This is a genomic window from Aquimarina sp. MMG015 (assembly GCF_018100855.1).
In the GTDB taxonomy this organism is placed as follows: domain Bacteria; phylum Bacteroidota; class Bacteroidia; order Flavobacteriales; family Flavobacteriaceae; genus Aquimarina; species Aquimarina latercula.
In genome coordinates, this window is sequence record NZ_JAGJEB010000012.1 from 92,086 (window position 1) to 117,880 (window position 25,795).

The window sequence follows — 25,795 nt, forward strand, 5'->3', positions numbered from 1 at the left end:
TAAGGTAAGCCTTAGCCTTTTTATTATATATTATGGAAGAACAACTTATAAAATCTTGCTTAGAAGGTGATAAAAAGAGTCTTGAAAAACTTATTAAGTCCATTGATCAATTAGTGTATAATCTATCAATACGGTTTTTATGGAATAAGGCTGATGCTGAAGATGCTACTCAGGAAATTTTATTAAAAGTAATTACTAATTTGAGTAAATATCAAGGGAAAAGTAAGTTTAATACTTGGGTTTATAGAATTGCAACAAACTATTTAATTAATCAAAAGAAAACTTCGTTCGAAAAAAAAACTATCTCGTTTAGTCAGTTCTCAGAAGAATTAAACTCGATTAATGACCCTGTGAGTTATGACTTGCCTGATAGTGGTTTGTTAGAAAAGGAGATGAAAACAGGGTGCACTTTAGCGATGCTTCAATGTTTATCCAGAGAATTGAGAATAGTTTTTATACTAGGCAGTATTCTTAAAATAAAAAGTAATGTTGCCTGTGAGATAATCGAAATTTCTCCCGAAAATTTTAGGAAACGACTCCAAAAATCTAGGAAACTAATTGGTAGTTTTTTAAATTCTAATTGTGGTGTTTATAACACTGCTAATAAATGTAGGTGTAATAAAAGAATTCATATAGCTATTGCTTCTAAAAGAATTGTAAAAGGAGATCTTAATTTTGTGGATAATATAGATGTGTATAATGAAGAAATGGAAGAATTAAATTCAATGACAGGAATTTATAGCAATCATGGGGATTTCATTAATAAATCTGATTTTTATAAAGAATTGAACCAATTAATAGCGTCCAAAAGAATTTTTAATGAGATCTAGCTAAAAAATTTCTGTTGAAATTTTTTAGGAGTAAGCCCGTGATATGATTTAAAAACTTATTAATTCTTTGTGTGAAAAGCTACGCTCAATTTACTCAAAATGAAAAGAAAGAGCTCGTAATTGGAATAGAGGATGTTTATATTGTGAAATACTACAAGAGCTAATAGAGTTTTTTATAGGCATTATAAAAATAAGATTGTATTTACTAGGTCTGTTGCTATTATTTAGAGAAGTATTTCTAATTTGATGTTTTAGAATACTATATAAGAATACAGGTGCGCAGCATTGAGTTATGCGTTGACTCGAAAATTTATTATATTTAAGCTTACTACGTTAAAACACAAATCATTAACTAATACTACACTAAGCCATGAAACTATCTGATTTAATTGATGAAAAAATCTCAAAAATTCGATTTAATTATACAGTCGAAAACGAACAGGGAATGCAAGAGTTTCAGTCTCAGATTAGATTATCCAGTGGTAAAGTTGTTTTATTGCCTAAGCATCCAGACGATGATCTTGATTTAATAGAAGATTATTCAAACAATAAACGTGTCAGTTTTGAAAAAGCTCAAAGATACGGTCTAACATCTAGACTAATGTTTAGAAATAAACAGATAAAAGATATACATTTTAAATTCTTGGATGATGAGCAAATAAGCGATTCTAGCGCAATATTAGAATTGGATAATGGAAAGTTTATTACAGAAAATAATTATGGACCAAATGGATTAACCGACATTAATTTAGTCATCATGAATAAAACTCAATTCCTAAATCTTGCTGATGACAACATTCAAATACGTTCACTGCGCAATGATATTTTGAACCATTAATTATTAAATATTTTTGTAGTATATATGATTTGTCATAACACATAGCATCTAGCGATTTACCTTCTGATTGTAATGAAGAAATTAACTGTTTTACTTTTACTAATAATTTTCATATTTAATAGTTGTTTTGATTCATCGAATTCAAAACCTAATACTACTATATTAGATAGTGATGAATATGACTCTAAGATTGAACGCGTAGAAATTCTAAAAAAAGAAATTAAATATTTTAGCGATTTTGAAGACGCAGAGTTCGAATTATTTAATGTAAATGGATTTTCAGATAGTAGAACTGTACTACCAGGGGCATCTTCTTGGGATTATAAGTTTGTAATTAAGATAAATCCATCTGATGTTAATACATGGACAGATGGAATGGAGAAGATTCTATCTAGTAAAGATGATAAAGATTGGATGAATGATATAATTGAGAAAAGAAAAATAAAATGGAAAACAACGAGTAGTCCCGAGCTATATAATAGACAAGGAACTAATGTCCTGATGATAGTGTATAGATCAGAAGGAATTATTTATAAAAGAGTGGTTAATTTATAAATAGTACTACTAACTAAACAATGACTTCCATAGCTCTACAAAAGTTAAGAATTTGAAAAAAAAGGAATATCATCTTTTTTATCTTTATTTTTATCGGATAACACATTTCAAACTCAACACATCATGAAAAAAGTACTTTTAGGTACGTTTAGTGCGCTTGTTTTTATTTCTTGTCAACAACCTAAAGAAATAGCAGATTTACTCGTTTTTAATGCCAATGTATATACGGTGGATGAATCAAAACCTAAAGCAGAAGCTTTTGTAATTAAAGATGATAAATTTATAGCAGTTGGGAATCTAGAAGAAGTAAGTAAAACATATTCCTTTACAGATTCTATAGATGCAAAAGGTAAGACGGTAGTTCCTGGTTTAATAGATGCTCACTGTCATTTTTATGGATTAGGACTGCAACAGCAAAAAGTAAACTTAGTAGGTACTACTAGCTATGATGATGTATTATCACGTATTATAGATTTTCAGGATAAAAAGAAAGTATCATTTATAACTGGTCGAGGTTGGGATCAAAATGATTGGGAAGTTAAAGAATTTCCAACCAAAGAGAAACTAGATAGCCTATTTCCAGAAATCCCTGTAGCAGTGACCAGAGTAGATGGTCACGCAATGCTTGCTAATCAAGCTGCATTAGATTTAGCAAAAATCACTATTGACACAAAAATTGCTGGTGGCGAAATTATCCAAAAAGAAGGAAAATTAACAGGTGTGTTGATTGATAATCCAATGGAATTAGTAGAAGCAATTTTTCCACAACCTACAGTTGCAGAACAAGTAGCAGCGCTAAAAGATGCCGAAAAAATTAATTTTAGTTATGGATTAACAACTGTAGATGATGCTGGTTTAAGTCCAGATGTTATTAAGGTTATTGACAGTTTACAAAAAGCTGAAGAACTAAAAATAAGGATGTATGCTATGGTTAGTAATGTACCTGCATATGTAGATTATTATTTAATGCAGGGGGTGCATAAAACAGATAAGCTTAATGTGTCTTCTTTTAAGGTATATGCAGATGGAGCATTGGGATCTCGAGGAGCAGTATTGAAGAAACCATACTCAGATAAACATGATCATTATGGCGCAATGGTTATTGGGACAAAAGAATTTAAGGAATTAGCAGTGAAATTAGCGGCTTCTCCTTTTCAGATGAATACACACGCCATTGGAGATTCTGCTAATGCCGTAGTGATGAACACCTATTATGATGTATTAAAAGATAAGTCTGATAGAAGATGGCGCGTGGAACATGCACAAGTAGTAGCTCCAGAAGAATTTAAAATACTAAACGATAATTTAGTAATGAGTGTGCAGCCAACACACGCTACGAGCGATATGTATTGGGCGGATGAACGATTAGGTAAGGAACGTATTAAAGGAGCATATGCGTATAAACAATTACTTAATAAAACAGGTAAATTAGCATTAGGGACTGATTACCCTGTAGAGAATGTAAGTCCATTTTATACATTTTATGCAGCTGTAGCTCGTAAAGATCTAAAACAATACCCTGCAGATGGTTTTCAAAAAGAAGACGCCCTAACCAGAGAAGAAACCCTAAAAGGAATGACTATCTGGGCTGCTTATAGTAATTTTGAAGAATCTGAAAAAGGAAGCATTACAACTGGTAAATTTGCCGATTTTGTGATCTTAGAAGAAAATATTATGGAAATCAATGAAGACAAAATCCCTAATATTAAGGTGAATGCTACCTATGTAGGAGGAGAAAAAGTATATTAATAATTGATAAAATTAGTGTAGCTTTTAACGACCTCCATTTCCTTGGAGGTCTGCTATGCATTGTGCATCAAGTTCAGGTACTCCATTACCCATCATATCCATCATACCGCTTTCAAACTCGATAGCTGCTTCCATAAGGCAGTTTTGTACATTACAATGTCCTCTAGACACGGTGTTTTCGTGTTGCGATTGTAAGGGGGTTCCAATATTAACAAGTCCTAGTAAATGTGCAAATTCGTGATTTAGTGTAGCGGCTTCTATGGTAGATAACATAGGAGCGTTAGGATTACTGCTTAGATTACGAAGTGTGCTTTCATAAATAACAATAGAAGTGTTTAAATAAGCGGTACCTAAGGTAACTCTAGATCCATCATCATTATCATTAGTGCCATCTGCAAAATAGATATAAACCGTAATTTCATCACCTTCATTAAATTCGGTTCTTGTATTAGTTTCAATTTCTTTTATTTTATCAATATTAAATGGGGATAATCCAGAAGAAGAAACAGTACGTTGGTTTATTGTAATCCCATCTGGCTTAAAAAGACGTTCTTCTAAAAAAGTTCTAAAAGTATTTACGGCAGTAGTTGTTGGAGCAAACCCTTCTACAGAAACAATCTCTACTGTTAATCCTCTAAAATTAGCATCACTTAATAAATCATTGGCAGATGTTCCTAAAGGCTGTGTGTTAGGTGACTCGCCGTCTGGAATAAGCGTATTATCATCATCATCAGAACATCCAACAAGAATGAAAGAAGCGAATAAAAGAATACTTAAGAATTTTGTAATTTGCATAAAATTTGATTTTCCAGAGGTGTTGGTTAGTAAATAAACGAATTTATGAGAAACTTAGTTTTTGTTTTAACGTTATTTTTAACAGTTACTGCAAATTTTGCACAAAGATCGTACCATGAAGATGCGATGCGATACTTTTCTTTAAACGGAACAGAACAACAATATGATCAAGCGATTGATCAAATGTTTACATTATTAAAACAGCAATATAGCTCCCAGAATGTTCCTGACGATATTTGGAATGAACTAATGGGTGATAAAACAGAGCCATTAAGAAATATTAAATCATTATTAGTATCTGCATATCGCAGTAATTTTTCTCATGAAGATATAAAAAAGCTTATCGTTTTTTACGAATCAGAAACAGGACAACAGATGGTAAAAGATAGAACACAGCTTAGCGATAGTCAAAAAGTAGCATTGTCGGATTTTTTTAGTTCCCAAGTTGGTCAAAAAGTTCAGAATCAAGGTGATTCATTAAGAACAATGGTTGCTGAGGTTAGTGAGTTATGGAGTAGAGATTTATATACCGAGACTATTAAGAAATTAAAGACTAAAGGATATCAGATGCCATAGTTAATTTAGCCAAAAAATCATTATTTTCTCCTTCTAGTAAAAGTTCGCAAATAAATCCATTAGCATTTGCAGCATTTTGTAAGGTATTGTAATCGACATATAACCAATCGAACCAATCAGATTCTAAATTTTTATATTTTAGTTTGTACTGCATTTCTCCGTAATATGCTGCAGAAGCATCTACCCAAAAACTTCCGTCATCTTCTGCAAATAAATAAGAGATATCAGAAGAATCAATAAGTATTTGACCATTTGGTTTTAATAAATTTTTAATGTGTAAAAAAAAACGATCAATACTTCCTAATTTCCCTATGATTCCACTTCCATTCATTAAAAACAAAAGGGTATCATATTGTGTTTTTTTCAAATCAAAAATATCCTGAACATTAGCATTTATGATTCCTCTTTTTTTACAAATCTCTATGGCTCCTTCAGAAATATCAATTGCGTGTACTTTTAGTTTTTTCTCTTCTGATAAAAATAAGCTATGACTTCCTGCACCACAACCTACATCGAGGACTTCTCCAAAAGCAAGTTCTAATGCTTTTTGTTCGATTTTAGGCATTTCAGAATAATTTCTAAATAAATAAGAAACAGGTATGATATCATCATCAAAATCTGGAGCTTGGACTACAATATCTTCTTGATGTTTTTTATTGTAAAAATCTTTAATAGCTTCTCCAAAAATATCTTTGTTCATCATTATAGTTCTCAATTCGAAATTCGTGATTCATAATTCGTAATTTTGCGCTATGCAAGAATTCATAGATCAATTACCGAAACTGGCCAAAGATACACAGAACGAGAATAAAAAGTATTTTGCAAAGCTAAAAAAGAAACCACCAAAGAATTTGGATAGGTTTATGCAAGATTTACATACTAAAGAGTTTCAGAAAACCGATTGTCTAGAGTGCGCTAATTGTTGTAAAACTACAGGACCTTTATTTACAGATATTGATGTAGATCGAATCGCTAAGCATTTAAAAATGAAATCATATGATTTTGAAGAACAGTATCTAAAAAAGGATGAAGACGGTGATTTTGTTCTTAAGGAAGTGCCTTGTGCTTTTTTGGCTTCTGATAATTATTGCTTGATTTATGATGTAAGACCGAAAGCTTGTAAAGAGTTTCCACATACAGATCGAAAAAAGTTTCATCAAATTTCTGATTTAACTATGCAAAATATTACTGTTTGCCCGGCAGCGTATAATATTGTAGAAAAGATGAAAGAAGTTATGCCTTTAGAGCATAAAAGTAATAGACGTGCATAATTATCTATAAAATTGCCAAATGCCATTTTTGCGTCCTATTATATTTCTGTAGGTTATACGATCCCATTTACTATTTTGACTTGTACGAATTAATGGAGATCCATCAGTTCTTCGAAGATCATATAATCTACCATTACCAACTGGAATTGCCATAAATGATAAGGTGTCAATATCATCAAATTGCCAGATGTTCTTTTTAGAATTCTCTAAAAGACTTTTTCTTAGCTCTTTATTTCTAATTGATAGTGTTATTTCTGGATCAATAGCTGACATATCATAATATATTGGATTCAATGCAGTAATAATTTCATCCAAATTTTCTAAATCTTTTAGATTATTATAGAATGATTTTGCAAAAGCAATGGCTTCCTTATGACTTTTAGGATCAGATATGACATCAGCATTTAACCAGGACCAATGTGGTTTCTTTCCTGATAACGTTATTTCTTTATGGACTGGAGAATCATCATTTTTGGTTTTGATCAATAGCAAAGTTTCTCCTCCTACACCGTCTATCCAATCTCCTTCAGTATACCTAACTAGTCGTACTGCAATATTCCCTTTATTTGACGAAGGATAAACAGATAGTTTGTTTTTTCCAGTTACTATATTCAATTCAACCTGGATGTGTTTCATTTCAGAATCTCCTTTAGGAGAAAGATATCCAATAGGAATATCATTTAGACGTATTTCTGCACCAGTACCTTCTCCAGTACCTTCTATGTAGAGAATTTTATTTTGATATTTTTCAGCTGTTATACTAGTTGATTTTATAGGAGTATTAGTATTATCTAATGGGTAGGTGTTAAATCCATAAATAATTATACTAGCAAGTATGAAGAAAATAAATTTATAGGTTTTAAGTTTCAATTTCATTACTTAGTAATATTTTAATTTTTTATTTCTGTAAACTCTTCTTGATCGATTGTATCTTCAGGAAATATTGGAGCAGGTTCATAATGTCCGCTGATAGTAGAAAGTATTTCTCCAGTCTCCTTATCTATTTCTTCTGAAGAAAAACTTCCACCTAGATAAGGATCTCTAGAAGAAAAATCTACTTTATAATGTTTTTCTTCTTCATAAATAATCGTTGGAGAATATGGCGTTCCTTTATGAAAAATATCAGAATTCTTTCCGTTTGGATTTAGTATAAGATTAATTACTCTAAGATGTTCTGCCGTTGGATTATAAAATGCAGTATTTTGACTTCCATTACTTTCAGAGCTTTTAGATACATTTTTTGAAGGCAATTCGACAATAATACTCGAGTAATAGCTGGTGTTTTTGGGCAGATATAGTACGTTATACCCAAATTCTACAAGTATTCTCTGATCACTTGCTTTTACCGTAATAAAATGAAAATCATCTTTTTTAATTTTCGGCACCTCTGATTCATTTATTTCTTTTAGTGCAGATTCAATAATATGTTCTCTTCCTAATTTAACTAATCGCTCGACTTCTTTATTTGGTTTGGCATTTTGAGAATATGTCACTTGAATAGATAGTAGAATTAATAAAAGAACTGATTTCATTTTTTGAGTTTGTTGTATTGATCGTTTAGAAAATTCCTAATGTTAATTATAAGGATTAGAAATATACTGCTAATTCATAAAACAAATGACCTGATTTTATCAAGTATAAACTATATCTAATGTCAAGAAACCCTCTTGATTATTATCAGGCCATTGTTCTCTATAAATCAATACTACTAGAAATCTATATCATCTCCTGCACCCGCAGTAGCAAACTCGGAGTTGTATTTTTCCATTAATTCTCCCATTTTTAAGGCCATACGGGTATCAGTAGCCATTTTTGTACTCCATTGTGCTCCAACTGAACTCCAATCGGTTACACTAAGCCCATATTCACCAAGTATAGAAGCTGCATCTTTTCCTTGTGACGCTCCCATATTTTGATGGCACATTATCTTTATATAAAGCTCAAAATCTTCGGTAACTTTATCAAGAGCGCTTCCACCATTTGAAGTATTTGCTTCTGTAGTTTCATTTGTTGCTGTCGATGCGAACTTACCGATATCAGAATTTAAAAAAGCATCTCCATATACTTTTGAGATGGCAAATGTAGTATCTTGAGACATTCTAGCAGTCCATTCTGCAGAAACTTCATCCCAAATAGGTTTTTCGGTTCCTACTACTTTTAGCATTTCTTCTAGATTCATACCTCCCGCGATTTTTGCATTTGCAGCGGCCCAAGTTTCCATATCGATCCCTTTAATTGGATCAAGTAAGCCTCCTTCTGTGGCAGCCTCTATATGAGCATCCATTTGCGCATCAAGTTTTACCTTTTGTTCTTTTAAAAAATCGTCTGCAGCGTCAAAAGCTTTTCCTTCTGCTTTTTCTATTTTTATAAGAGTAGATGCTACGTGATCTTCTAACGAAAAGTGCTGATTATTTTTGAATCCATATTGCTTCGCTACAGTTTCGAAGTTCTCACTATTATTAATTTCATCTAATATATTTCTTGCGCTATCAGAATCTGTATTTAAAGCCTCTGGAAAACCTAATGTTTGTAGACATGCATTAAGTTTTCTTTCTTGTCCATTCGCAAACTGATTGAGATCTACCCATCCACCAGTAGTTCCATCGTTTTTCTTGTCATAACATAACCAAGGTTCTATATGTCCAATAAGATCAGGATTGATATCTGGCCAGTTAAAATCTGCAGCTTCCTGAGAAGTATAATCATAATCAATCTCTGATGAAGATTGTTTGTTTTTTATTCCTAAGGCGATCGCTTTTTGACCTTGTTCTGTTTTATCGTGATCCGTGAATTTGTGTATGTTACTCATTTTATTAAATTTTTGTGATTGGTTTTTATTAAAATTGAGACAGGATTTCCTGTTTTTTTTGCTTGTATTCTTGTTCGTCAATAAATCCAGCGTCAAACATCTTTTTTAGTTTTTCAAGTTTTTCCATTGGATCGTTTGGATTTGGTTGTGCAGGAGTAGTATTTTGTTGCTGTTGTGAAGATTGTTGATGATGATTCTGACTGTTCATCATATTTCCCATCATTTGTCCCATTCCTAGTCCAGCTCCCATTTGCATACCTAAATTTCCACCACCTTCGTTCTTTGCCATGTTTTTAAGAGCCTCTAGCTGTTGATAATCTTGATAACTTACACCAAGTTCTTTCATTGCTTGTGCTTCGGCACTCATGTCCGAAATTCTACCGATTCTAGTTTTTGTTTCTTGATCAAAACTGGTTCCCTCAATTCTAAAATCAAGTAGTTCGAATCCTAATGCATTAAAAATTTCTTTACTGGTTGTTTTGGAAAATTCTGCAATCTCGTTGCGATGTTTATCAATATCAATATAGCTAAAAGATGCTTTGGCAAGAAAATCACTAATTGGTTGTGTAATCCTTGATAAAATTACTTTTTGTATGGATCTCACCGGATAGTAGTCATCACCTGCGATTACATTGGTAAAGAAATCAACAGCTTTGGTTATTCTAAAGGAAAAATTTCCAAATGCACCTAAACCTACAGGAAAATTATAAACAGGATCTTTATAGGTTATAGGAGAAGGTGTACCCCAACGTATGTTTTGCATTTCTGCTTTTCGATAAAAAAAGATACCTACTTTATGTGCAGATTCAAACTTATACATAAGATTTTTTATGGTAGTCCAAAATGGGATATTACCTGTTTTAAGATCATAAAGCCCCTCTTCTTCAAAAAAGCCTTCAACTTTACCTTCGTATACAAAAAGACATCCCTGTCCTGGTCCGACAATAAGTTTTGAAGCATTTTTAATCTCATCTCCACTTTGTGTCCACTTTTCAAAAAGTATATCAGATTTTGGATTATTCCATTCAATAACTGAGCGCAGTTGATTGCTAAAAGAGTTTGACATGTTTTTTGTTTTTGAATTATATATAATCGATTAGAAATGACATTTTTGACGTGAGATCTTTTTCGTACCTATCTTGATAATCAGGAATGATTTCTATTCTTTTTTTTAGAAAGGTTTCGATGTATTTTCGATATTGAGTGATTAATTCGTCCTTACTAATTATATCTCGATCACTTAGGTAGTTTTGAAACTTAAGATCTTCGTAAGTTAGGTGATGTTTAAGCGCTGCTGCTTGTCCTAATGCATCAACAGCAAAATGTTCTATGTTTCTTGCTTTGGTTCCTGGTTCGAAGGTGTTTACAGTTTGACAATAATCACAGGTGCTATAATAAGATCTGAAAAAATTACTTTTTACAGGAAGTTTTGCCTGACATTGAGTACACGAAAAATCTTCTGATAATGTTTCTTTTACAGATGACAATAGTTTTTTTGAAGCTTTTTCAAAAATTCGTACTTCATATGATTTTAGCTCTTGATTTAAATCGTGCTGTAACTTAAATCCTTTATTTCGTTCATTGATAAATTTAGTTGAACCATATTCTAAATCTGAATCTAAAAATGTTTGTTCTACTTTATCAAACCAGGTATCATCTATTTTTGATATCAAATCAGATGCCTGCGAGTATATTCCTTGCCAAGCATTTTGAAATGTGATAGTTTCAAAATCTGTAGCTTCAAATAGTAATGGTAATGCTTCTTCTGTTTTACTAAGTACTTCGTGAAATCTATCTTTTATTTTTAAAAGAAAAGTATCCCATCTGTTTTGCGTAGAAATAAAAGACATTATCTGAATTTGTTAGGTTTTAATAGAATTGATTTCCGCAGAAATCGCAATATTTGAGATCGGTGTCACTTGGTCTTGCAGCACCACAGTTTATGCATTTTTTTGTTTCTAAGCCAGCATTCGTTTCTTCATATTTTTTTGTAGAAGAAATAGCATTCCCTAAGATGTCATCTAGAATATTTTTTTTCTTTTTTTCATCTTTATTGTTGTCTTCTTCCATATAGGTAAGCGATTAAATTCAGGATGTTATCCCTACATGGTTGTTATAAATCCATGTAGGAATAACTGCTCCTTATATCATCTAATAACAATATGTTATTTGCTTAATCCGGCTTTTAAATCTTTAATAGTTTTGGCCATTACTACACCTGGTAGTTTTACTGGTGCAGCAACTTCTGCCAAGAAAGTACCTTTTACTTCTCCAGTTTTGTAAGTAGTGAAACCGATACGGTATAAACCAACAGTTAATGCTTTTAAAGGATCATTAACATCGCTTTTATATCTCAATAGGGAGTTGTAAGAGCTACCACTTGGTTGCTTTGGCATTTCACCGCTATCATCATTTCTTTCTAAAATTGTCCAGTTGGCACCATCTACAGCATCTTGACTGATATTGGCTGTGCTAATGATATCGGATCTTTCTAATGTAATGTATGTGTCAAAATAATCTCCGGATTTTGCATTTTTAGTATATGCTTCGGATTTGATTGCTTTTTTTACTTTAGCTTTACCTACAGGAGACATCATTCTTACTCCAAGTTCTGGAGCAACTGCAGGAACCCATACATAAATATAATAGAACTTTTTTCCATCTTTTACTTCATCCTCATTTCCTGGAGCAGCATATCCAAGATATGATACAACATCTGTATAAGGTACTTTAATTGTTTTTGGACCTATTTTTTTCTCAATAGAGCTTCCGAATTTTTTTAACTTTTGAGCTTGTAAAGTGGTTGTAGTTCCAAGAACAATAAGGCTTAATAGAAATAAAACTTTTGTTTTCATAATGTAGTAATTTGTGTAATTTAAATTTGTTTAATTAGTAAATAATGGTAACACTGTTATTAGTGTAATTAGTAATAAAAAGATGATTATACCTGTAAAATGATACCACGGAATTTTGATTCGATTTTTTTCAAAATGTTCGAAGCTATTAATTAGTTTTTCGTTGTCGAATTCTTGTTTTTCAAAAGCACCTTTGCAGTGACTACACACAGAGTATACTTTTTTCCACAGTGGAAAGAACGGAATCCAGAATACGTGAAAGTATTTTCTATATCCTTGAATCCACATCTGATTTTCTGTTTTGCAAAAAGGACAACAACCTCCATCAAGCTTTGCAGGATGAATTGTAGAAGAACTTGTTCCGAAGATTATCATGGTACGAGTATAAGTTTGATATTTATTTTTATGAATTTTGGTTGTTCAGAATTGAGGAGAGAATGATATCTCTAAACACGATGTTCTCTCCCCATTCTTCAACTAACTAACATTTTATGTAAAGAAAAGGAATGATGCTACGATCATCCATCCACCAACGATCAATCCAAATACTCCTAGTTTACCTTGTTTAGGAGCTAGTTTTGCTCTCAATTCGTTTGCTTTTTCCTTTGCTGCTTCATTTTTGGATAAGAAAAATTTATTGATAAGTCCGAAACCTAACATAAATCCAAGTACTGCAGAGATGATATTACCGGCTAATAAAGTCACCCACCAGATAGGATAGGTAGTAAGCCATCCTAGATTTAAGATTGCTGAAATAATTCCCCAAACACCCCAGAAACAGAATACTAGACCAATCCATCCTTGATAAGGCTCTATTTTTTCTAAAAGTTCTTTTGCGTTTGGTTTTTTTGAAAGCAATAGTGATGGTACTGCTAAAATACTTAATAAAATTAATGAGATTCCCCAGATCATGTCTTTATGGTTTTATAGGGTTAGTAATTAGTTTAATGCTGTACGTTTTGATATTTTGTTTATCAATAACTACAGTACAAAGATGTGATTTATATAAGCTGTTAGAAACACAGTTTCTGGTGAAAATGAGTACCCTGAAAACAGGGATGTATTACTTTTTTAAGTCTGAAAATAGGAGAGAAGTGTGTGCCGTTTTGGGTACACACCTAGTGTCACCAACAATAGGATGGGCGTAATAATGGGGAAGAAATATTTAAATAAATAGAGATTGGTATGAGAGTAACTTAACTTTTTGTCTTAAGAATTTTAATGCTCTACGTAATTCATTTTTATAGCATACTTTGTAAGACCTGCTAGGTTTCTTACATTAAGTTTAGCAATTAAGTTCTTTCGATAACTTTCTATAGTATGTTTACTTAAGAATAATTTATCCGCGATTTCCTGAGTGGTGAATTCTTGAGCAATTAATGTAATAACATCTATTTCTCTTTGAGTAAGTTTTATTTCTTCATCTTTCTTTTTGGAAAACTTATTTTCCATATAAATATCCTTTATCTCACGAGAAAAATATTTTTCTCCACTCAATATAGTTTGTATTGCTTTTAGAAGTTCTTCTTTTTCAGCGTTTTTAGGAACATAACCATCCACATCATGTTCGATTAGGTTATCAATCATATCTGGATTGTTATGCATACTTACGACAAGTGTTTTTATAGTAGAACTTCGTTCTTTTACGATCTTGTTTAGAGCAATACCGTCCATTTCTGGCATAGTAATATCAGTGATGATTAAATCTATTTTTTCATCAGGGTTGATTTCTAGGTATTTAGCAATATGCTTGCCGTTTTTAGCTGTTAAAAGAATATTATAATCGTTTTCAGAATTTAAGATGCTTAATAATCCATCTAAAAACATTTTATGATCATCAGCTATAATTAGGTTGTACTTCATCTGTGGTTGTTGTTAAGCTGGTTATTGCTATATTAATAATTGTCCCTCTTTTTATTCTAGAATCGATATCTATCGTTCCATCAATTTTGTCTAATCTACTCCTTATATTTCTGAATCCAATACCCTCGGTATTTTTATTTACATCAAATCCTACTCCATCATCTTCAAAAAGAATATTCAATTCATTATCTAATAAATTAATTTGAAGCGCAATAGAGGATGCTTTTGCGTGCTTAATACTATTAGTGACTAATTCTTGTATGATCTTAAAAGTTTCGACTTGTAACGTTTCTTCTAGGAGATCAACTCTTCTTCTTGGGTACACACTAAATCCAGTTTTTAGCTTACTTGCCCCTCCAATATTACTAAAATATTCTTCTAGTACATCAGAAAAATTGTTTTTACTAAACTTTTTAGGAATTAAGTTATGAGAAAGATCACGGACTAATTCATACGTGTCATCAATTTGAGTATTGACAGCTTTTAATGTGTTTTGGTTTTTTTGATCAGAGTTGTTCAATTGAAGTTTAATAGCAGCAAGATTTCCACCGATACTATCATGTAATTCTTGAGCGATACGTTTTCTTTCTTTGTCTTGCCCTTCTACGGAAGCTTTGATTACTTTTAATTCTTGATCCTTTAATAAGGATGAAATCTTTGTTTCGTTTATTTCTTTTTGTTTTTGATTAAGCTCACTTTGTACTTTAATTTTTTGATAGTAAGTCACTAATAACCCAATTACTGGTACGAGTAATATTAAAAAAGAATATAGTATGATATTTTTAAAAACTTTTTGTTTTGCAGTTTCGTCTTGTTGGATTTTTAATTGCGCATCCTTAAGTTCTTGGTTTTTCTTTAGAATAATATTATCCTTTAATGCTTTTTCGGTAGTGTTTTGAAAAGTTAACAGTTTGTTTTCATTTTCTTTTCTAAGAATTTCATATTCTTTATTTTCTATCTCTTGTACAAGTTTAAGGTTACTTATAGCTTCTTGTTGATTCGCTAATTCCAGTTGTTTATTGGTGTTTTCAATTTGCAAAAACCTTATTTCTTTTTCTTTTTGTAATGTTTTATATTTTACTTCTAGTTCGTTAATCTCTTTATCTTTATCAAGTGTTCGGGCAGAATCAGAGATTTGATCATAATGTTCGTAATAGCTTAATGCTTTTTTATAATCATTTTTAGAAACTGCAATTTCTTTTAAGCGGAAATAGATTTTTTCTTGTTCATTTAAGAAACCTATTTTTGTTGCGATATCTAACGCAGAAAGCGTAATGTCTTCTGCTTCTTGGTATCTTTTTAATTCATTTAAAAGTCGCCCTTTTTCTACACTACCAATAATCTGCATTCGTTCAAAATTATTGGCTTTAGCAATTTCTAAGGCCTTATCGAAAGAAACCAATGATTTATCTAAAGCTCCAATTTTTTTATAGGTAATACCCATATTTATAGAAATTGTCCCGATACAGCTTGTTCTATTAGCTTTTATACAAATTTCTCTGGCTTTTTCGAAATATTCAATAGAGTTGTCAAATTCTTCTTTATAGCCATATATGTTGGCAATATTTACAATGGAACCAAATACCATTTCTGGATTTTTCTTATACTCTTGGCATTTTTCTAAGATCTCTAGAGCGAGATCATACTCACTCGTGGCGATATAGACATTAGCTAAACCAAAAGAATTTACATAATAAATACGTTCATCATTATGTTGTTGTGAAATATTAATTCCTTTAAAATACCATTTTTTGGATTTTTCGTTCAGGCCAATAAAACTATTAGCTTGGCCTAGAGTGAAATATGCAAGACCATAAATATTATTTTTAAGAGTGTCATTTTTGAAATTATTTAGTTCAAGTATTTTTTGTCCATAGTATTTTACCGAATCAATCTGGGATATACTTCTAAAATAAGAACTTATAATTAAGCTCAAGTCAGCTTTAAATCGATCACTCTTAACAGCTTTTTTATGTAGTTGTTCTTTAGCAATAAGATAACTTTCTTTTCTTCTATCTGGTATATTAGATATAGTTTTTAGTTCATTTATAATTTCCCTTTCACCTTTATAAGGATAAGGAAATGTTTTTTTAACGTCAATTTGCCCTTGAATATTTAAAGAAAACAGTAGCGTGACTATGGCAATACTGTTTTTTAGATAAGATAATATATTGTAATTGACGAACTTCATTTTTGCTTTAATTATTCTGGGGAGAATATTTTTCTATTTCGTTATGATAAATAACTTTTAAAGTTAAAATTATATTGAAATATCTATTTTACAATGTTTTATAATTTATTATAGTCAAAGATATTAATTTCAAAAATCATCAATATCCCTGAAAACAGGGAACTTTAGATCTCTATTTTAGGGTTATTTATACAGAAGATATTGAGATCTTATTTTTTTAAATTTTTCTAGATCTTTTATCCACGTCTTTTTTATTTCCCGAGCAGTATATCCTTGTTCTATTTGTTGTTGTAGCTTTTTTGTTCCTGCATGTATAGTGAATGATTTATTGTTGAAAAAACCTTCTTTGTTTTTAGAATTATTATATGCGTTAAGGAGCCATTGTATATTAATACTGCCAAGTCTTTTGATTTTTCTAAGATCTTTTCCATAACAGACTTCTCCTTTGTGTTTAGGGTATTTAGCACCGAAATTAGGTTGTGGAGTGTAAGCAAAATCGTATTGATCAATTGGGAAATCTGGGGATCCAAAAATCTGAAATTGCATTTCCGTACCTCGACCAGCATTAATAGTAGTACCTTCGAAAAAACCTAAACTGGGATATAGGTTTATCGATCTATCATTTGGTAGATTAGGTGAGGGTCGTATTGCTAAACTATAATAAGTTTGATGTGTGTAATTTTTAACAGGGATAATCTGGATTTCGCATTTTAGGTCATTTCCTAACCAACCTTCTCCATTTACCATTTTTGCGTATTCTCCGATTGTCATCCCATGAACTAATGGAATTGGATGCACCCCAACAAAACTGCTATGTTCTATTTCTAAAGTTGGTCCATCTATATAATGCCCATTGGGATTCGGTCTATCCAAAATTAATAAAGGAATATTATTTTCTGCACAGGCTTGCATTACATAATGAAGTGTAGAAATATAGGTGTAAAATCTAGCACCTACATCCTGAATGTCAAAAACAACCACATCAATATCAGAAAGCGAGGCAGCAGAAGGTTTTTTGCTTTTACCATGTAATGATACGATCGGTAATCCCGTTTTTATATCTTTTTCGTCAGCAACGAGCTCTCCGGCATCTGCTTTTCCTCTAAAACCATGTTCAGGAGCAAATACCTTTTTTATGTCAATGTTTTTGGATAATAAAGAATCTACAAGATGTGTATATTGACCTAAAGTGTTTGCAGCAACTTTTTCAGTTTGTAATAATGGACTAATATTAGGAAATTTGAAAATTACAGAAGTTTGATTCCCTACGATTGCAATTTTTTTATTTTGCAATAATGGTAAGTATAATTCAGTTTGATTTGCTCCAACTATAACAGGTTCTAAAACATTTAGCGAGTCTTGTTGTTGGTTTTCTGAAATAACACTTTTCTTATTTATTTCAGACTTTTCTTGATCAGAAGTGGTCTGTGATGATGTTTTTGTTCCGCTTCCGCAAGAAATAAGCAGTGTAAAAAAGAATAAAAACGTATTTTTGAATGCATTTCTTATAAAAACCATAAGTAACTTTGAATTTCGAATATTTTATTGCCAAACGCCTTATCAAAGGTAAGGAACATAAAAGTAGCATATCATCAGCAATCATAAAAATTGCCATTTTAGCTATAGCCATTGGTATGGTTATGATGTTGATAACTGTAGCTACTGGTATAGGGTTACAACGTAAAATTAGAGAAAAAGTTGCTGCATTTAATGGTCATGTTATTATTACCAGTTATGATAATAATAACAGCTTAGAATCTATGATCCCTATTAAAAAAGATCAGCATTTCTATCCTAATTTTACAGACGTTTCTGGAATTAAACATGTTCAAGGATTTGCTACTAAGGGCGGACTTATTAGAACAGAGAATGACTTTGAAGGAATTGTAGTTAAGGGAGTTGGAGAAGATTATAATTGGTCATATTTTGAAGAATATTTGATAGAGGGTACTTTACCGGATTTTACAGATCCTAGAAATAATCAAATATTAATATCCGCATATACTGCCTCTAGGTTAGGATTGGGGATTGGGGATAATGCAAATACTGTTTTTTTGAAGAAAAACTCTAGTTCTAACATCCCGGCCAATATTAGAGCTTTTAAGATTGTTGGTATTTATGATTCTGGTTTTCTAGAGTTTGATGAGAAATTTATTTTTGCAGATATCCGGCATATTCAGAAAATGAATAAATGGAAAGAGAATCAAGTCGGAGGTTTTGAGGTGTTTATTGATGACTTTGATGATATTGACAAAAAAGGGAGACAGATTTATGAAAATATTCCTTCGGACCTAGAAGCCGTAACGATTACTTTAAAATATGGTAGTATTTTCGAATGGTTAAAACTCTTTGATCTTAATATCATCGGTATAATTAGTATAATTATATTAGTTGCTGGAATTAATATGATTACGGCATTACTGGTTCTTATTTTAGAAAGAACGCCTATGATTGGTATCTTAAAATCGTTAGGAACAAATGACTGGAGTATTCGAAAAGTATTTTTGTATAACGCGGGATATTTAATATTGATAGGATTGCTTTGGGGTAATCTCATAGGTGTAGGATTGTTGTTTCTACAGAAATATTATGGTATAATTGGATTGAATCCTGCAACATATTATGTGAGTACAGCTCCTATTTATATAGATATTGGTTATATAATTTTACTTAATTTGGGGACCATGGTTTTATGTCTTATCATGCTTCTTATTCCATCATATGTGATTGCTAAAATATCGCCTTCTAAGGCTATTCGATTCCAGTAGCATGAATTAGTACATCTTCCTCTAACTTAATGGCTTTGTATTTGTATCTTTGCACCGCATAAAAAACAATTAAAGAGACTCTAATAAATTAGTAAGCTTGTGAAGTACGCAAATAATATTTTGGAAACCATTGGGGATACACCTATGGTAAAAATGAATGCTCTGGTAAAAGATGTTGATGCTTTAGTGTTAGCTAAATACGAGACATTTAATCCTGGGAATTCTGTAAAAGACCGAATGGCTTTAAAAATGATCGAGGATGCTGAAGCTGATGGAAGATTAAAACCTGGAGGAACAATTATAGAGGGAACCTCTGGGAATACCGGGATGGGACTTGCTCTTGTTGCAATTGTAAAAGGGTATAAGTTGATCTGCGTTATGGCGGATAAACAGTCCAAAGAAAAAATGGATATCCTTAGAGCTGTAGGAGCTAAAGTAATGGTGTGTCCAACTAATGTAGAACCAGATGATCCTAGATCTTACTATTCTGTTTCTAAAAGGTTGGCAGAAGAAACACCTAATTCTTGGTATGTTAATCAATATGATAATCCGTCTAACGCAAAGGCTCATTACGAAAGTACGGGTCCAGAAATATGGGAACAGACAGAAGGTAAAGTAACACATTTTATTGTTGGAGTTGGAACAGGAGGAACAATTTCTGGTGTTGGTAAATATTTAAAAGAGAAAAACCCAGATGTCAAAATTTGGGGTATTGATACATACGGTTCGGTATTTAAGAAATATCATGAAACCGGAATATTTGATGAAAATGAGGTGTACTCGTACATTACAGAGGGTATTGGAGAAGACATTTTACCAGAAAATGTGAATTTTTCTATTATCGATGGTTTTACGAAAGTAACTGATAAAGATGCTGCAGTTTATACACAACGACTTGCAAAAGAAGAGGGAATGTTCCTTGGAAATAGTGCTGGAGCAGCTATTAAAGGATTATTACAATTAAAAGATCATTTTAAAAAGGATGATGTAGTAGTTGTACTATTTCATGATCACGGCAGTAGATATGTTGGTAAGATGTTTAATGATGATTGGATGAGAGAACGTGGTTTTCTAGAAGAAGAAGTGTCGACAGCAGTGGATTTGGTAAAAAATCATGAAGAGAAACCTTTAGTTACAGTAAAAACTGAAGAGTTGGTTTCTCATGCAATAGAACGTATGCGTAAATTTCAAATTTCGCAGATACCAGTTTTAGATAGCGAAGGTTTTGTAGGGTCGGTAGATGAAAGTGCTTTATTTTCTGCGTTTTTGGATGATAAAAACACTGCGGATACTCCAATCAGAGAAATTATGAATGACCCTTTCCCAATTGTAGAAGCAAATACATCACTAGATGAGATATCAAGTTTAATCAAAAATGGTAATCCTGCTGTTCTAGTTGCACTGGAGAATGGAAAGCATCATATCATTACAAAATATGATGTTATAAGTCATATAAAATAAATTATTTATATTTATATCATATAAGGTATCCCCTTTATTAGTATTTAAACTGATTTAGGGGTTGTTTTTATACCAAAATCTGAACTTCTTTATTTTTGTGCGCAACTTTATGCAAAAAAAACAATCTATAAAGAAAAGATTCGTATAAAATCGAGGGTGTATGCAAAAATATTCATTTGACTTTTCTGATATAGATGTATTAAGGAGCTATTTTAGATCCCAATTGGATCCTGATGGTACTACCGATAGAATTTATTTTCCTTCAGAAATTGGAGAAGGATATCTTAGCTATTATAAAATATCTCCAGAGGTTTTTCTTTTCATCAATAATTATAAAGCACACGTAGATATAGAATATGTAAGAGAACCTATCGGAGAAAAAGATATTATCTTACATTTTAGGAAATATTCATTAGATCATCAGATTGAACAAAATGAAATAATAAGCTCATATTCTGATGGATATACTCCCGGAAATATGAGATGTATGGATGCGCAACAGGGAGAGAGAGTCTACATAACCAAGGGAGCAGAGGTGAAATCAATTATGATAGTATTGAAAAGTAAGTATACAAAACCTTATTTTCTCAAGAATAGTAATATGGCTGATAAAGTAGATCAATATATTAGATACTCCCATCAGCATATTAATAAGTTTTACCTTTCGTATAAACAATCTCTTTTATTTGACCAGATAGTATCCCCGGATATAAAGAAAGTTGAAAATTACTTGTTTTTTATTGCAAGAGGAATTCGCTTACTAGAAACATTCTGGAAAGATGTCCTAATGTGGGAGACAGAAAGTAATCCTTTTAATATAAATAGTGCTCAGGTTGGAAATATTTATAAGGTAAGTAATTATTTAGAACATAGTCTTCATGAACCTTTTGTAGGGGTAGATTATTTGGCTTCGATGGCTCATATGAGTCGTACAAATTTCTTTAATATGTTTAAAGAGATTCATGATCAAACACCTTTGGAGTTTTTTAATAATAAAAAATTAGAAAGTTCTTATAATATGATATTTACAGAAGGGTTGTCTATTAAAGAAGTTATGGATAATCTTAATTATTCGAATTCATCAAAATTTAAAAAGGCGTTTTTCAATAAATTTGATGTTTATCCAGATATACAAATTCGATAAGTTTTTTTGAAAAAAAAGTATATAAAATAAAGATGGTCGTCAAAAAATGACAACCATCTATAACCTAACACAAACTCAACTAAGCTTAGGATTTTGAAATCTTTATATATTTTTTTTGAAATTATCTTCCCTATTTCGTTAACAAAGAAAAGAAATGATAAGGTTGTAATAATTTCCATTAATACATAAAATCTTACCAATAGTACATTTTTGTAATTTTTGTGATTTTTTTAAGAAAAACAAAGGTAAAACCGTACTATTGGTAGGTGAATAGTGTGATTTTTTTGAGATTTCTTTAACTTTTTAGTTTGAAATATCCCGTAATAGGTTTTTAGTCAGTACTTAAGAGTGTTTAGGTGATTTCAAGAAATTTTCAAGAGACAATTTCGTCTATTAGTGTTATGCACTTTGTTATTTTTTAGTGTGCTATCTAGTTAATATTGTCAATAATATTTATAAAAGTATCCGGTTCTGGCCTTACTCTATAATTATCGGTTAAATCTGCGAAGATGATTTTTTGATTAGAGTCTGTAATAATAACTGTTGGTAAAACTGTATCATTATCATACCCCAATACCTGAAGGCCCATTGGTAATCCATTTTTTGCTAAAATATTTAGTTTTTTGGATGCTTCACTTTTATAATCTTGTAAGAAATGAAAGTTTAGTTCATACTTTTCTGCTAAAGATTTAGAAAGTGTATGGGGTTGCGGACTTATTAAAACAACATGTACATTCCTTTTTTCCAGTTCTTTATATTGTAATGCAATTTCCTTGATTTGCATCATGCAAAGAGGACACCAGTTACCACGATAAAACAGATATATTGTAGGGTTTCCCGAAAATGTACTTGTAGTGATTTTGTTTTTATTAATATCTAAAAAATCAAGTTTCGGAAATTGTGCGCCTTTCTTTAATATGGCATTTTCGGAACGGTTATTAAAAATCGAATACCATTTTAAATATAAAATCCAGCTTAAAAACATAGCTAGACTGGGTAATATTTCACCTAGATTTATTTCTCTAAGAATACTAAACCCAAGATTTATCAAAAGACCAAAAATAATTAACGTAGTATGGGTTTTTAAATTCTTGTCGGTTCTGGCTACTGGTTTTAGAAAAAGTAAAACAAAAAACAGTGTAATAGTTGATGCTATTATTATTTGTCCAAAGAATTGAGGAGCAGATAGCCCATGTTTAATAATATGTATTGCACCGAGTATGGTAAAGTAAAGACCCGATAAGGGTAGGAGCGTAATGAAAATAGATTTTAATATACTGTTCATGTGATTGTTTTGTGAGTAGTCTTAGTAGCGTTAATTCACTTACAATAAAAGAGTAAAATTATGTAATATTCTTTATAAGTTATTCGTAGCGGGGTAACATTTCATCTTTTTAAGACACATCTACAGTATATGAACAAATGATAATGTTTATATCAACTGTGATAATTTTTTAAATGAATGATTTATTTATGAATGAAGATTTTCTACATTATATCTGGAAATACAAAAAAATCAATTTTTCGAATCTAAAAACTACTGATAATCAATCTTTAGTGCTTCTTAGGGTTGGAGATCATAATCAATTGAATTCTGGGCCAGATTTTTTTAATGCACAATTAATAATTAATGATCAGAAATGGGCAGGAAATTTAGAGATTCATATAAAGTCTAGTGATTGGTATGTGCATCATCATGAGATAGATCCGGCATACGATAATGTTATATTGCATGTGGTATGGGATGATGATATCGAAGTTTTTAGAAACGATAATTCTCGCTTACCTACTTTGCAACTTAAAGATTATGTAGGTACATCTTTACTTATTCAGTATCAAAAAATTTTTCAGAATAAAACTACCAACTGGATTCAGTGTGAGAAACAACTTCCAGAAGTGTCAAGTTTTACAATTTCTAATTGGCAAGAAAGATTATATATAGAACGTTTGGAGTATAAGTCATCCGAAATTAGAGAATTATTAAAAAAATCATCAAACGATTGGGAAGAGGTGCTTTTTAAGTTATTAGCAAAAAATTTTGGGTTAAAAGTTAATGGTGATGCATTTTTAAGTCTAGCTAATTCATTTGGGTTCCCTTGTTTAAGGAAATGTAGTACAAATGTAGAACAATTAGAAGCGCTATTTTTTGGACAAGCTAATTTGCTAGATGTAGACTCTAGTGTTCCATATGTACAGAAGCTTTTAAAACAGTATGCCTTTTTGAAAAATAAATTTAAATTACAAAATAAAGGAGTGATACCTTTTAAGTTTTTTAGATTAAGACCTTCTAATTTTCCAACAATTCGAATATCTCAATTAGCAAGTCTTTATTTTAAAAATAACCAACTTTTTAGTGAGGTTATGAGTATGAATAATCTCGATATGTTTTATGAACTATTTGATGTAAGTGCGAGTGAGTTCTGGGAAACGCATTATACTTTTGATAAGGAATCCAGTTCGAGAGGTAAAAAAATAACAAAGTCATTTATAAACTTGATTTTGATAAATACGATTATTCCTTTGAAATTTTTATATGCTAGGGATATTGGAAAAGATGTAGAAGAGGAAATATTTGGATTAATGTCACAACTACCTTGTGAAAAGAATAATATTACGAATCATTTTATTGATTTGGGAGTGCGTATGGATGATGCATTACATTCACAATCTATGATTGAACTTAAAAACAATTATTGTGATAAAAAAGCTTGTTTAAAATGTTCCATAGGTAATTATTTATTGAATAGAGAAGGTAGTTTAGGATAATATAATTATTTTGCATTATGCTTTATAATTTAAGACATTTTTTGGAGCGCAATGGATTTTATGTTTCCAGTAGGCTTGCAGATAGGTTAGGAATGCGTGCTAAAAATGTACGCTTGTTCTTTATTTATTTAACCTTTGCTACGGCAGGATTAGGATTTGTGATTTATCTTAATATGGCCTTTTGGTTAAAATTAAAGGATTTAGTGTATACTAAAAGAACTTCAGTTTTTGATTTATAAGTATGTTAAAGCGATTTGGGTCTAAAATATATATAGCCTTAGCTTTACTAATTACTGTAGTTGCGGTAGGAGTAATAGGTTTCCGTTTTTTTTCCGATTATTCTTGGATTGATGCCTTGTACATGACCGTTATTACAATGTCTACTGTAGGGTTCGGAGAAGTAGAGCCATTAGATGATACAGCAAAGTTGTTTACGGTTTTTTTAATAACCACAAGTGCAATAATTTTAGGATATTCCTTATCCGTAATAACAGAATATATTGTAGGGAAAAGTGATCCTCAAAGAGTGCAACATCGAAAATTGCAAAAAATGATGAATAAACTAGAAAATCATATCATTATTGTCGGCTATGGTCGAAATGGTAAACAAGCTGCGGATAAACTGTTGGCATATAATAAGCCTTTTATTATTATAGAAAATGACAAGGCAGTAATCGAAAAATATCAAAGTGATGAGCTTTTTTTTCTAGAAGGAAATGCCACAGAAGATAATGTATTAATAGACGCTAAAATAAAAGAAGCCTTTTGTTTAATCTGTACCTTACCAGAAGATGCTGATAATTTATTTATAGTGTTATCCGCAAGACAAATTAACAGGGACCTTAAAATTATTAGTAGAGCATCACAAGATGCTTCTTATAAGAAAATAAGATTGGCAGGAGCAGATAATGTGATTATGCCAGATAGAATCGGAGGAGATCATATGGCTTCTTTAGTTGTGGTGCCGGATTTAATCGAATTTTTAGATAATTTATCAATAGTTGGTAAGCGATCTATAAATATAGAAGAGGTTTCTTTTGAAGATTTGTTTGATGATAAAAAAGAGAGAACTATTCGTGAGATTGCTATGCGATCAAGGACAGGATGTACTATCATAGGTTATAAGTCTCCTGAAGGCGAATATATTGTAAACCCAGAAGCTGATACCATTTTAAAGCCAGGTTCTAAAGTTGTTGTCCTAGGAAGACCTGAGCAGGTAAATCAATTGAATAAAGAATTTAATATTTAGATTAGCATAAAAGATTTAATCGTTAAATTATTGTAAACAATGGTTTTTTTTAGCATCTTGCTCACTTCTAAAAAA

Annotated in this window: 27 protein-coding genes; 12 read left to right on the forward strand and 15 right to left on the reverse strand. The window is 31.3% G+C overall.

The features are described 5' to 3' along the window. Positions 1-32 precede the first annotated feature (32 nt). From J8L88_RS19640 to J8L88_RS19655, 4 genes are all read left to right on the forward strand, one after another. Complete coding sequence (locus J8L88_RS19640; RefSeq protein WP_211061629.1) at positions 33-830, forward strand: RNA polymerase sigma factor; 798 nt, start codon at positions 33-35, stop codon at positions 828-830. A 370-nt stretch (positions 831-1,200) separates the two neighbouring features. Beyond that, entirely contained in the window at positions 1,201-1,668 is a 468-nt protein-coding gene (locus tag J8L88_RS19645) for a hypothetical protein (RefSeq protein ID WP_027393764.1), read from the forward strand. Positions 1,669-1,740: 72 nt separating this feature from the next. After that, on the forward strand, positions 1,741-2,223 hold the full coding sequence (locus J8L88_RS19650; protein WP_211061630.1) for a hypothetical protein: 483 nt from the start codon (positions 1,741-1,743) through the stop codon (positions 2,221-2,223). A gap of 123 nt (positions 2,224-2,346) precedes the next feature. After that, the gene (locus J8L88_RS19655; protein ID WP_211061631.1) at positions 2,347-3,972 is read left to right on the forward strand and encodes an amidohydrolase; all 1,626 of its coding nucleotides are present in this window, start codon (positions 2,347-2,349) and stop codon (positions 3,970-3,972) included. Between the two features lie 24 nt (positions 3,973-3,996). Here the strand turns inward: J8L88_RS19655 and J8L88_RS19660 are convergent, their stop codons facing one another. After that, entirely contained in the window at positions 3,997-4,767 is a 771-nt protein-coding gene (locus J8L88_RS19660; RefSeq protein ID WP_118389579.1) for a hypothetical protein, read from the reverse strand. 45 nt (positions 4,768-4,812) lie between these two features. Here J8L88_RS19660 and J8L88_RS19665 point away from each other — a divergent pair, with 45 nt between their 5' ends. After that, positions 4,813-5,343 carry a DUF2059 domain-containing protein gene (locus J8L88_RS19665; RefSeq protein WP_211061632.1) on the forward strand — a complete coding sequence of 177 codons (531 nt, stop codon included), beginning with the start codon at positions 4,813-4,815 and terminating at the stop codon, positions 5,341-5,343. Here J8L88_RS19665 and J8L88_RS19670 read toward each other — a convergent pair. Beyond that, a complete protein-coding gene (locus J8L88_RS19670; protein ID WP_371813704.1) occupies positions 5,321-6,046 on the reverse strand; it encodes a class I SAM-dependent methyltransferase in 726 nt (241 codons plus the stop codon). The two genes, J8L88_RS19665 and J8L88_RS19670, sit on opposite strands and share 23 nt — an antisense overlap. A 49-nt stretch (positions 6,047-6,095) precedes the next feature. On the opposite strand from J8L88_RS19670, the gene J8L88_RS19675 reads away from it, so the two are divergent. After that, a complete protein-coding gene (locus J8L88_RS19675) occupies positions 6,096-6,614 on the forward strand; it encodes a YkgJ family cysteine cluster protein (protein WP_027393769.1) in 519 nt (172 codons plus the stop codon). Here the strand turns inward: J8L88_RS19675 and J8L88_RS19680 are convergent, their stop codons facing one another. The 12 genes from J8L88_RS19680 to J8L88_RS19735 all read right to left on the reverse strand — a co-directional run bounded on the left by J8L88_RS19680 (position 6,615) and on the right by J8L88_RS19735 (position 17,850). After that, a complete protein-coding gene (locus tag J8L88_RS19680) occupies positions 6,615-7,490 on the reverse strand; it encodes a hypothetical protein (protein WP_118389583.1) in 876 nt (291 codons plus the stop codon). A 14-nt stretch (positions 7,491-7,504) separates the two neighbouring features. Further along, a complete protein-coding gene (locus J8L88_RS19685; RefSeq protein WP_027393771.1) occupies positions 7,505-8,146 on the reverse strand; it encodes a hypothetical protein in 642 nt (213 codons plus the stop codon). Between the two features lie 176 nt (positions 8,147-8,322). Then, positions 8,323-9,423, reverse strand: coding sequence for a DUF6620 family protein (locus tag J8L88_RS19690; RefSeq protein ID WP_118389586.1), 1,101 nt, complete (start codon positions 9,421-9,423; stop codon positions 8,323-8,325). A gap of 28 nt (positions 9,424-9,451) precedes the next feature. Next, positions 9,452-10,489, reverse strand: a complete 1,038-nt coding sequence (locus tag J8L88_RS19695) for an SPFH domain-containing protein (protein ID WP_027393773.1) — start codon at positions 10,487-10,489, stop codon at positions 9,452-9,454. A gap of 16 nt (positions 10,490-10,505) precedes the next feature. Further along, positions 10,506-11,273, reverse strand: coding sequence for a hypothetical protein (locus tag J8L88_RS19700; protein WP_027393774.1), 768 nt, complete (start codon positions 11,271-11,273; stop codon positions 10,506-10,508). Positions 11,274-11,292: 19 nt separating this feature from the next. Continuing rightward, positions 11,293-11,493: a hypothetical protein gene (locus tag J8L88_RS19705; RefSeq protein WP_118389588.1), complete on the reverse strand. Its 201-nt coding sequence runs from the start codon at positions 11,491-11,493 to the stop codon at positions 11,293-11,295. Between the two features lie 95 nt (positions 11,494-11,588). Then, positions 11,589-12,278, reverse strand: coding sequence for a Lipl32 family lipoprotein (locus J8L88_RS19710; protein ID WP_027393776.1), 690 nt, complete (start codon positions 12,276-12,278; stop codon positions 11,589-11,591). A gap of 30 nt (positions 12,279-12,308) precedes the next feature. Then, positions 12,309-12,653 carry a zinc-ribbon domain-containing protein gene (locus J8L88_RS19715; RefSeq protein ID WP_035085696.1) on the reverse strand — a complete coding sequence of 115 codons (345 nt, stop codon included), beginning with the start codon at positions 12,651-12,653 and terminating at the stop codon, positions 12,309-12,311. A 114-nt stretch (positions 12,654-12,767) separates the two neighbouring features. Next, positions 12,768-13,190 carry a hypothetical protein gene (locus tag J8L88_RS19720; protein WP_027393777.1) on the reverse strand — a complete coding sequence of 141 codons (423 nt, stop codon included), beginning with the start codon at positions 13,188-13,190 and terminating at the stop codon, positions 12,768-12,770. Between the two features lie 306 nt (positions 13,191-13,496). Then, positions 13,497-14,141: a response regulator transcription factor gene (locus tag J8L88_RS19725; RefSeq protein WP_027393778.1), complete on the reverse strand. Its 645-nt coding sequence runs from the start codon at positions 14,139-14,141 to the stop codon at positions 13,497-13,499. Continuing rightward, positions 14,116-16,332, reverse strand: coding sequence for a tetratricopeptide repeat protein (locus tag J8L88_RS19730; protein WP_211061633.1), 2,217 nt, complete (start codon positions 16,330-16,332; stop codon positions 14,116-14,118). The genes J8L88_RS19725 and J8L88_RS19730 overlap by 26 nt, the downstream gene beginning before the upstream one ends. Positions 16,333-16,515: 183 nt before the next feature. After that, positions 16,516-17,850 carry an exo-beta-N-acetylmuramidase NamZ domain-containing protein gene (locus J8L88_RS19735; RefSeq protein ID WP_211061634.1) on the reverse strand — a complete coding sequence of 445 codons (1,335 nt, stop codon included), beginning with the start codon at positions 17,848-17,850 and terminating at the stop codon, positions 16,516-16,518. Positions 17,851-17,858: 8 nt separating this feature from the next. On the opposite strand from J8L88_RS19735, the gene J8L88_RS19740 reads away from it, so the two are divergent. From J8L88_RS19740 to J8L88_RS19750, 3 genes are all read left to right on the forward strand, one after another. Continuing rightward, positions 17,859-19,100 (forward strand): ABC transporter permease, encoded by a 1,242-nt coding sequence (locus J8L88_RS19740; protein ID WP_118389595.1) that lies wholly within the window; start codon positions 17,859-17,861, stop codon positions 19,098-19,100. Between the two features lie 99 nt (positions 19,101-19,199). Continuing rightward, positions 19,200-20,561 (forward strand): pyridoxal-phosphate dependent enzyme, encoded by a 1,362-nt coding sequence (locus J8L88_RS19745; RefSeq protein ID WP_027393781.1) that lies wholly within the window; start codon positions 19,200-19,202, stop codon positions 20,559-20,561. Positions 20,562-20,721: 160 nt separating this feature from the next. Further along, complete coding sequence (locus J8L88_RS19750; RefSeq protein WP_211061635.1) at positions 20,722-21,705, forward strand: AraC family transcriptional regulator; 984 nt, start codon at positions 20,722-20,724, stop codon at positions 21,703-21,705. Positions 21,706-22,135: 430 nt separating this feature from the next. Here the strand turns inward: J8L88_RS19750 and J8L88_RS19755 are convergent, their stop codons facing one another. Then, entirely contained in the window at positions 22,136-22,990 is an 855-nt protein-coding gene (locus tag J8L88_RS19755) for a peroxiredoxin family protein (RefSeq protein WP_211061636.1), read from the reverse strand. A gap of 173 nt (positions 22,991-23,163) precedes the next feature. Between J8L88_RS19755 and J8L88_RS19760 the strand changes: the two genes are divergently transcribed. From J8L88_RS19760 to J8L88_RS19770, 3 genes are read left to right on the forward strand one after another with little or no spacing between them, the layout of a single operon-like run. After that, complete coding sequence (locus tag J8L88_RS19760; RefSeq protein ID WP_247666517.1) at positions 23,164-24,471, forward strand: DUF2851 family protein; 1,308 nt, start codon at positions 23,164-23,166, stop codon at positions 24,469-24,471. A gap of 17 nt (positions 24,472-24,488) precedes the next feature. Next, complete coding sequence (locus tag J8L88_RS19765) at positions 24,489-24,710, forward strand: PspC family transcriptional regulator (RefSeq protein WP_035085698.1); 222 nt, start codon at positions 24,489-24,491, stop codon at positions 24,708-24,710. Between the two features lie 2 nt (positions 24,711-24,712). Beyond that, entirely contained in the window at positions 24,713-25,720 is a 1,008-nt protein-coding gene (locus J8L88_RS19770) for a TrkA family potassium uptake protein (RefSeq protein WP_027393786.1), read from the forward strand. Positions 25,721-25,795: the final 75 nt, after the last annotated feature.

What these genes read in the sequence shown, in the direction of transcription:
- J8L88_RS19665 (WP_211061632.1), top strand. Translation starts at nt 4,813, where the DNA reads ATGAGAAACTTAGTTTTTGTTTTAACGTTATTTTTAACAGTTACTGCA.
- J8L88_RS19755 (WP_211061636.1), bottom strand. Translation starts at nt 22,990, where the DNA reads ATGAACAGTATATTAAAATCTATTTTCATTACGCTCCTACCCTTATCG.
- J8L88_RS19645 (WP_027393764.1), top strand. Translation starts at nt 1,201, where the DNA reads ATGAAACTATCTGATTTAATTGATGAAAAAATCTCAAAAATTCGATTT.
- J8L88_RS19680 (WP_118389583.1), bottom strand. Translation starts at nt 7,490, where the DNA reads ATGAAATTGAAACTTAAAACCTATAAATTTATTTTCTTCATACTTGCT.
- J8L88_RS19695 (WP_027393773.1), bottom strand. Translation starts at nt 10,489, where the DNA reads ATGTCAAACTCTTTTAGCAATCAACTGCGCTCAGTTATTGAATGGAAT.
- J8L88_RS19700 (WP_027393774.1), bottom strand. Translation starts at nt 11,273, where the DNA reads ATGTCTTTTATTTCTACGCAAAACAGATGGGATACTTTTCTTTTAAAA.
- J8L88_RS19710 (WP_027393776.1), bottom strand. Translation starts at nt 12,278, where the DNA reads ATGAAAACAAAAGTTTTATTTCTATTAAGCCTTATTGTTCTTGGAACT.
- J8L88_RS19765 (WP_035085698.1), top strand. Translation starts at nt 24,489, where the DNA reads ATGCTTTATAATTTAAGACATTTTTTGGAGCGCAATGGATTTTATGTT.
- J8L88_RS19655 (WP_211061631.1), top strand. Translation starts at nt 2,347, where the DNA reads ATGAAAAAAGTACTTTTAGGTACGTTTAGTGCGCTTGTTTTTATTTCT.
- J8L88_RS19660 (WP_118389579.1), bottom strand. Translation starts at nt 4,767, where the DNA reads ATGCAAATTACAAAATTCTTAAGTATTCTTTTATTCGCTTCTTTCATT.
- J8L88_RS19735 (WP_211061634.1), bottom strand. Translation starts at nt 17,850, where the DNA reads ATGGTTTTTATAAGAAATGCATTCAAAAATACGTTTTTATTCTTTTTT.
- J8L88_RS19705 (WP_118389588.1), bottom strand. Translation starts at nt 11,493, where the DNA reads ATGGAAGAAGACAACAATAAAGATGAAAAAAAGAAAAAAAATATTCTA.
- J8L88_RS19685 (WP_027393771.1), bottom strand. Translation starts at nt 8,146, where the DNA reads ATGAAATCAGTTCTTTTATTAATTCTACTATCTATTCAAGTGACATAT.
- J8L88_RS19730 (WP_211061633.1), bottom strand. Translation starts at nt 16,332, where the DNA reads ATGAAGTTCGTCAATTACAATATATTATCTTATCTAAAAAACAGTATT.
- J8L88_RS19725 (WP_027393778.1), bottom strand. Translation starts at nt 14,141, where the DNA reads ATGAAGTACAACCTAATTATAGCTGATGATCATAAAATGTTTTTAGAT.
- J8L88_RS19670 (WP_371813704.1), bottom strand. Translation starts at nt 6,046, where the DNA reads ATGATGAACAAAGATATTTTTGGAGAAGCTATTAAAGATTTTTACAAT.
- J8L88_RS19690 (WP_118389586.1), bottom strand. Translation starts at nt 9,423, where the DNA reads ATGAGTAACATACACAAATTCACGGATCACGATAAAACAGAACAAGGT.
- J8L88_RS19760 (WP_247666517.1), top strand. Translation starts at nt 23,164, where the DNA reads ATGAATGATTTATTTATGAATGAAGATTTTCTACATTATATCTGGAAA.
- J8L88_RS19715 (WP_035085696.1), bottom strand. Translation starts at nt 12,653, where the DNA reads ATGATAATCTTCGGAACAAGTTCTTCTACAATTCATCCTGCAAAGCTT.
- J8L88_RS19675 (WP_027393769.1), top strand. Translation starts at nt 6,096, where the DNA reads ATGCAAGAATTCATAGATCAATTACCGAAACTGGCCAAAGATACACAG.
- J8L88_RS19650 (WP_211061630.1), top strand. Translation starts at nt 1,741, where the DNA reads ATGAAGAAATTAACTGTTTTACTTTTACTAATAATTTTCATATTTAAT.
- J8L88_RS19770 (WP_027393786.1), top strand. Translation starts at nt 24,713, where the DNA reads ATGTTAAAGCGATTTGGGTCTAAAATATATATAGCCTTAGCTTTACTA.
- J8L88_RS19750 (WP_211061635.1), top strand. Translation starts at nt 20,722, where the DNA reads ATGCAAAAATATTCATTTGACTTTTCTGATATAGATGTATTAAGGAGC.
- J8L88_RS19720 (WP_027393777.1), bottom strand. Translation starts at nt 13,190, where the DNA reads ATGATCTGGGGAATCTCATTAATTTTATTAAGTATTTTAGCAGTACCA.
- J8L88_RS19640 (WP_211061629.1), top strand. Translation starts at nt 33, where the DNA reads ATGGAAGAACAACTTATAAAATCTTGCTTAGAAGGTGATAAAAAGAGT.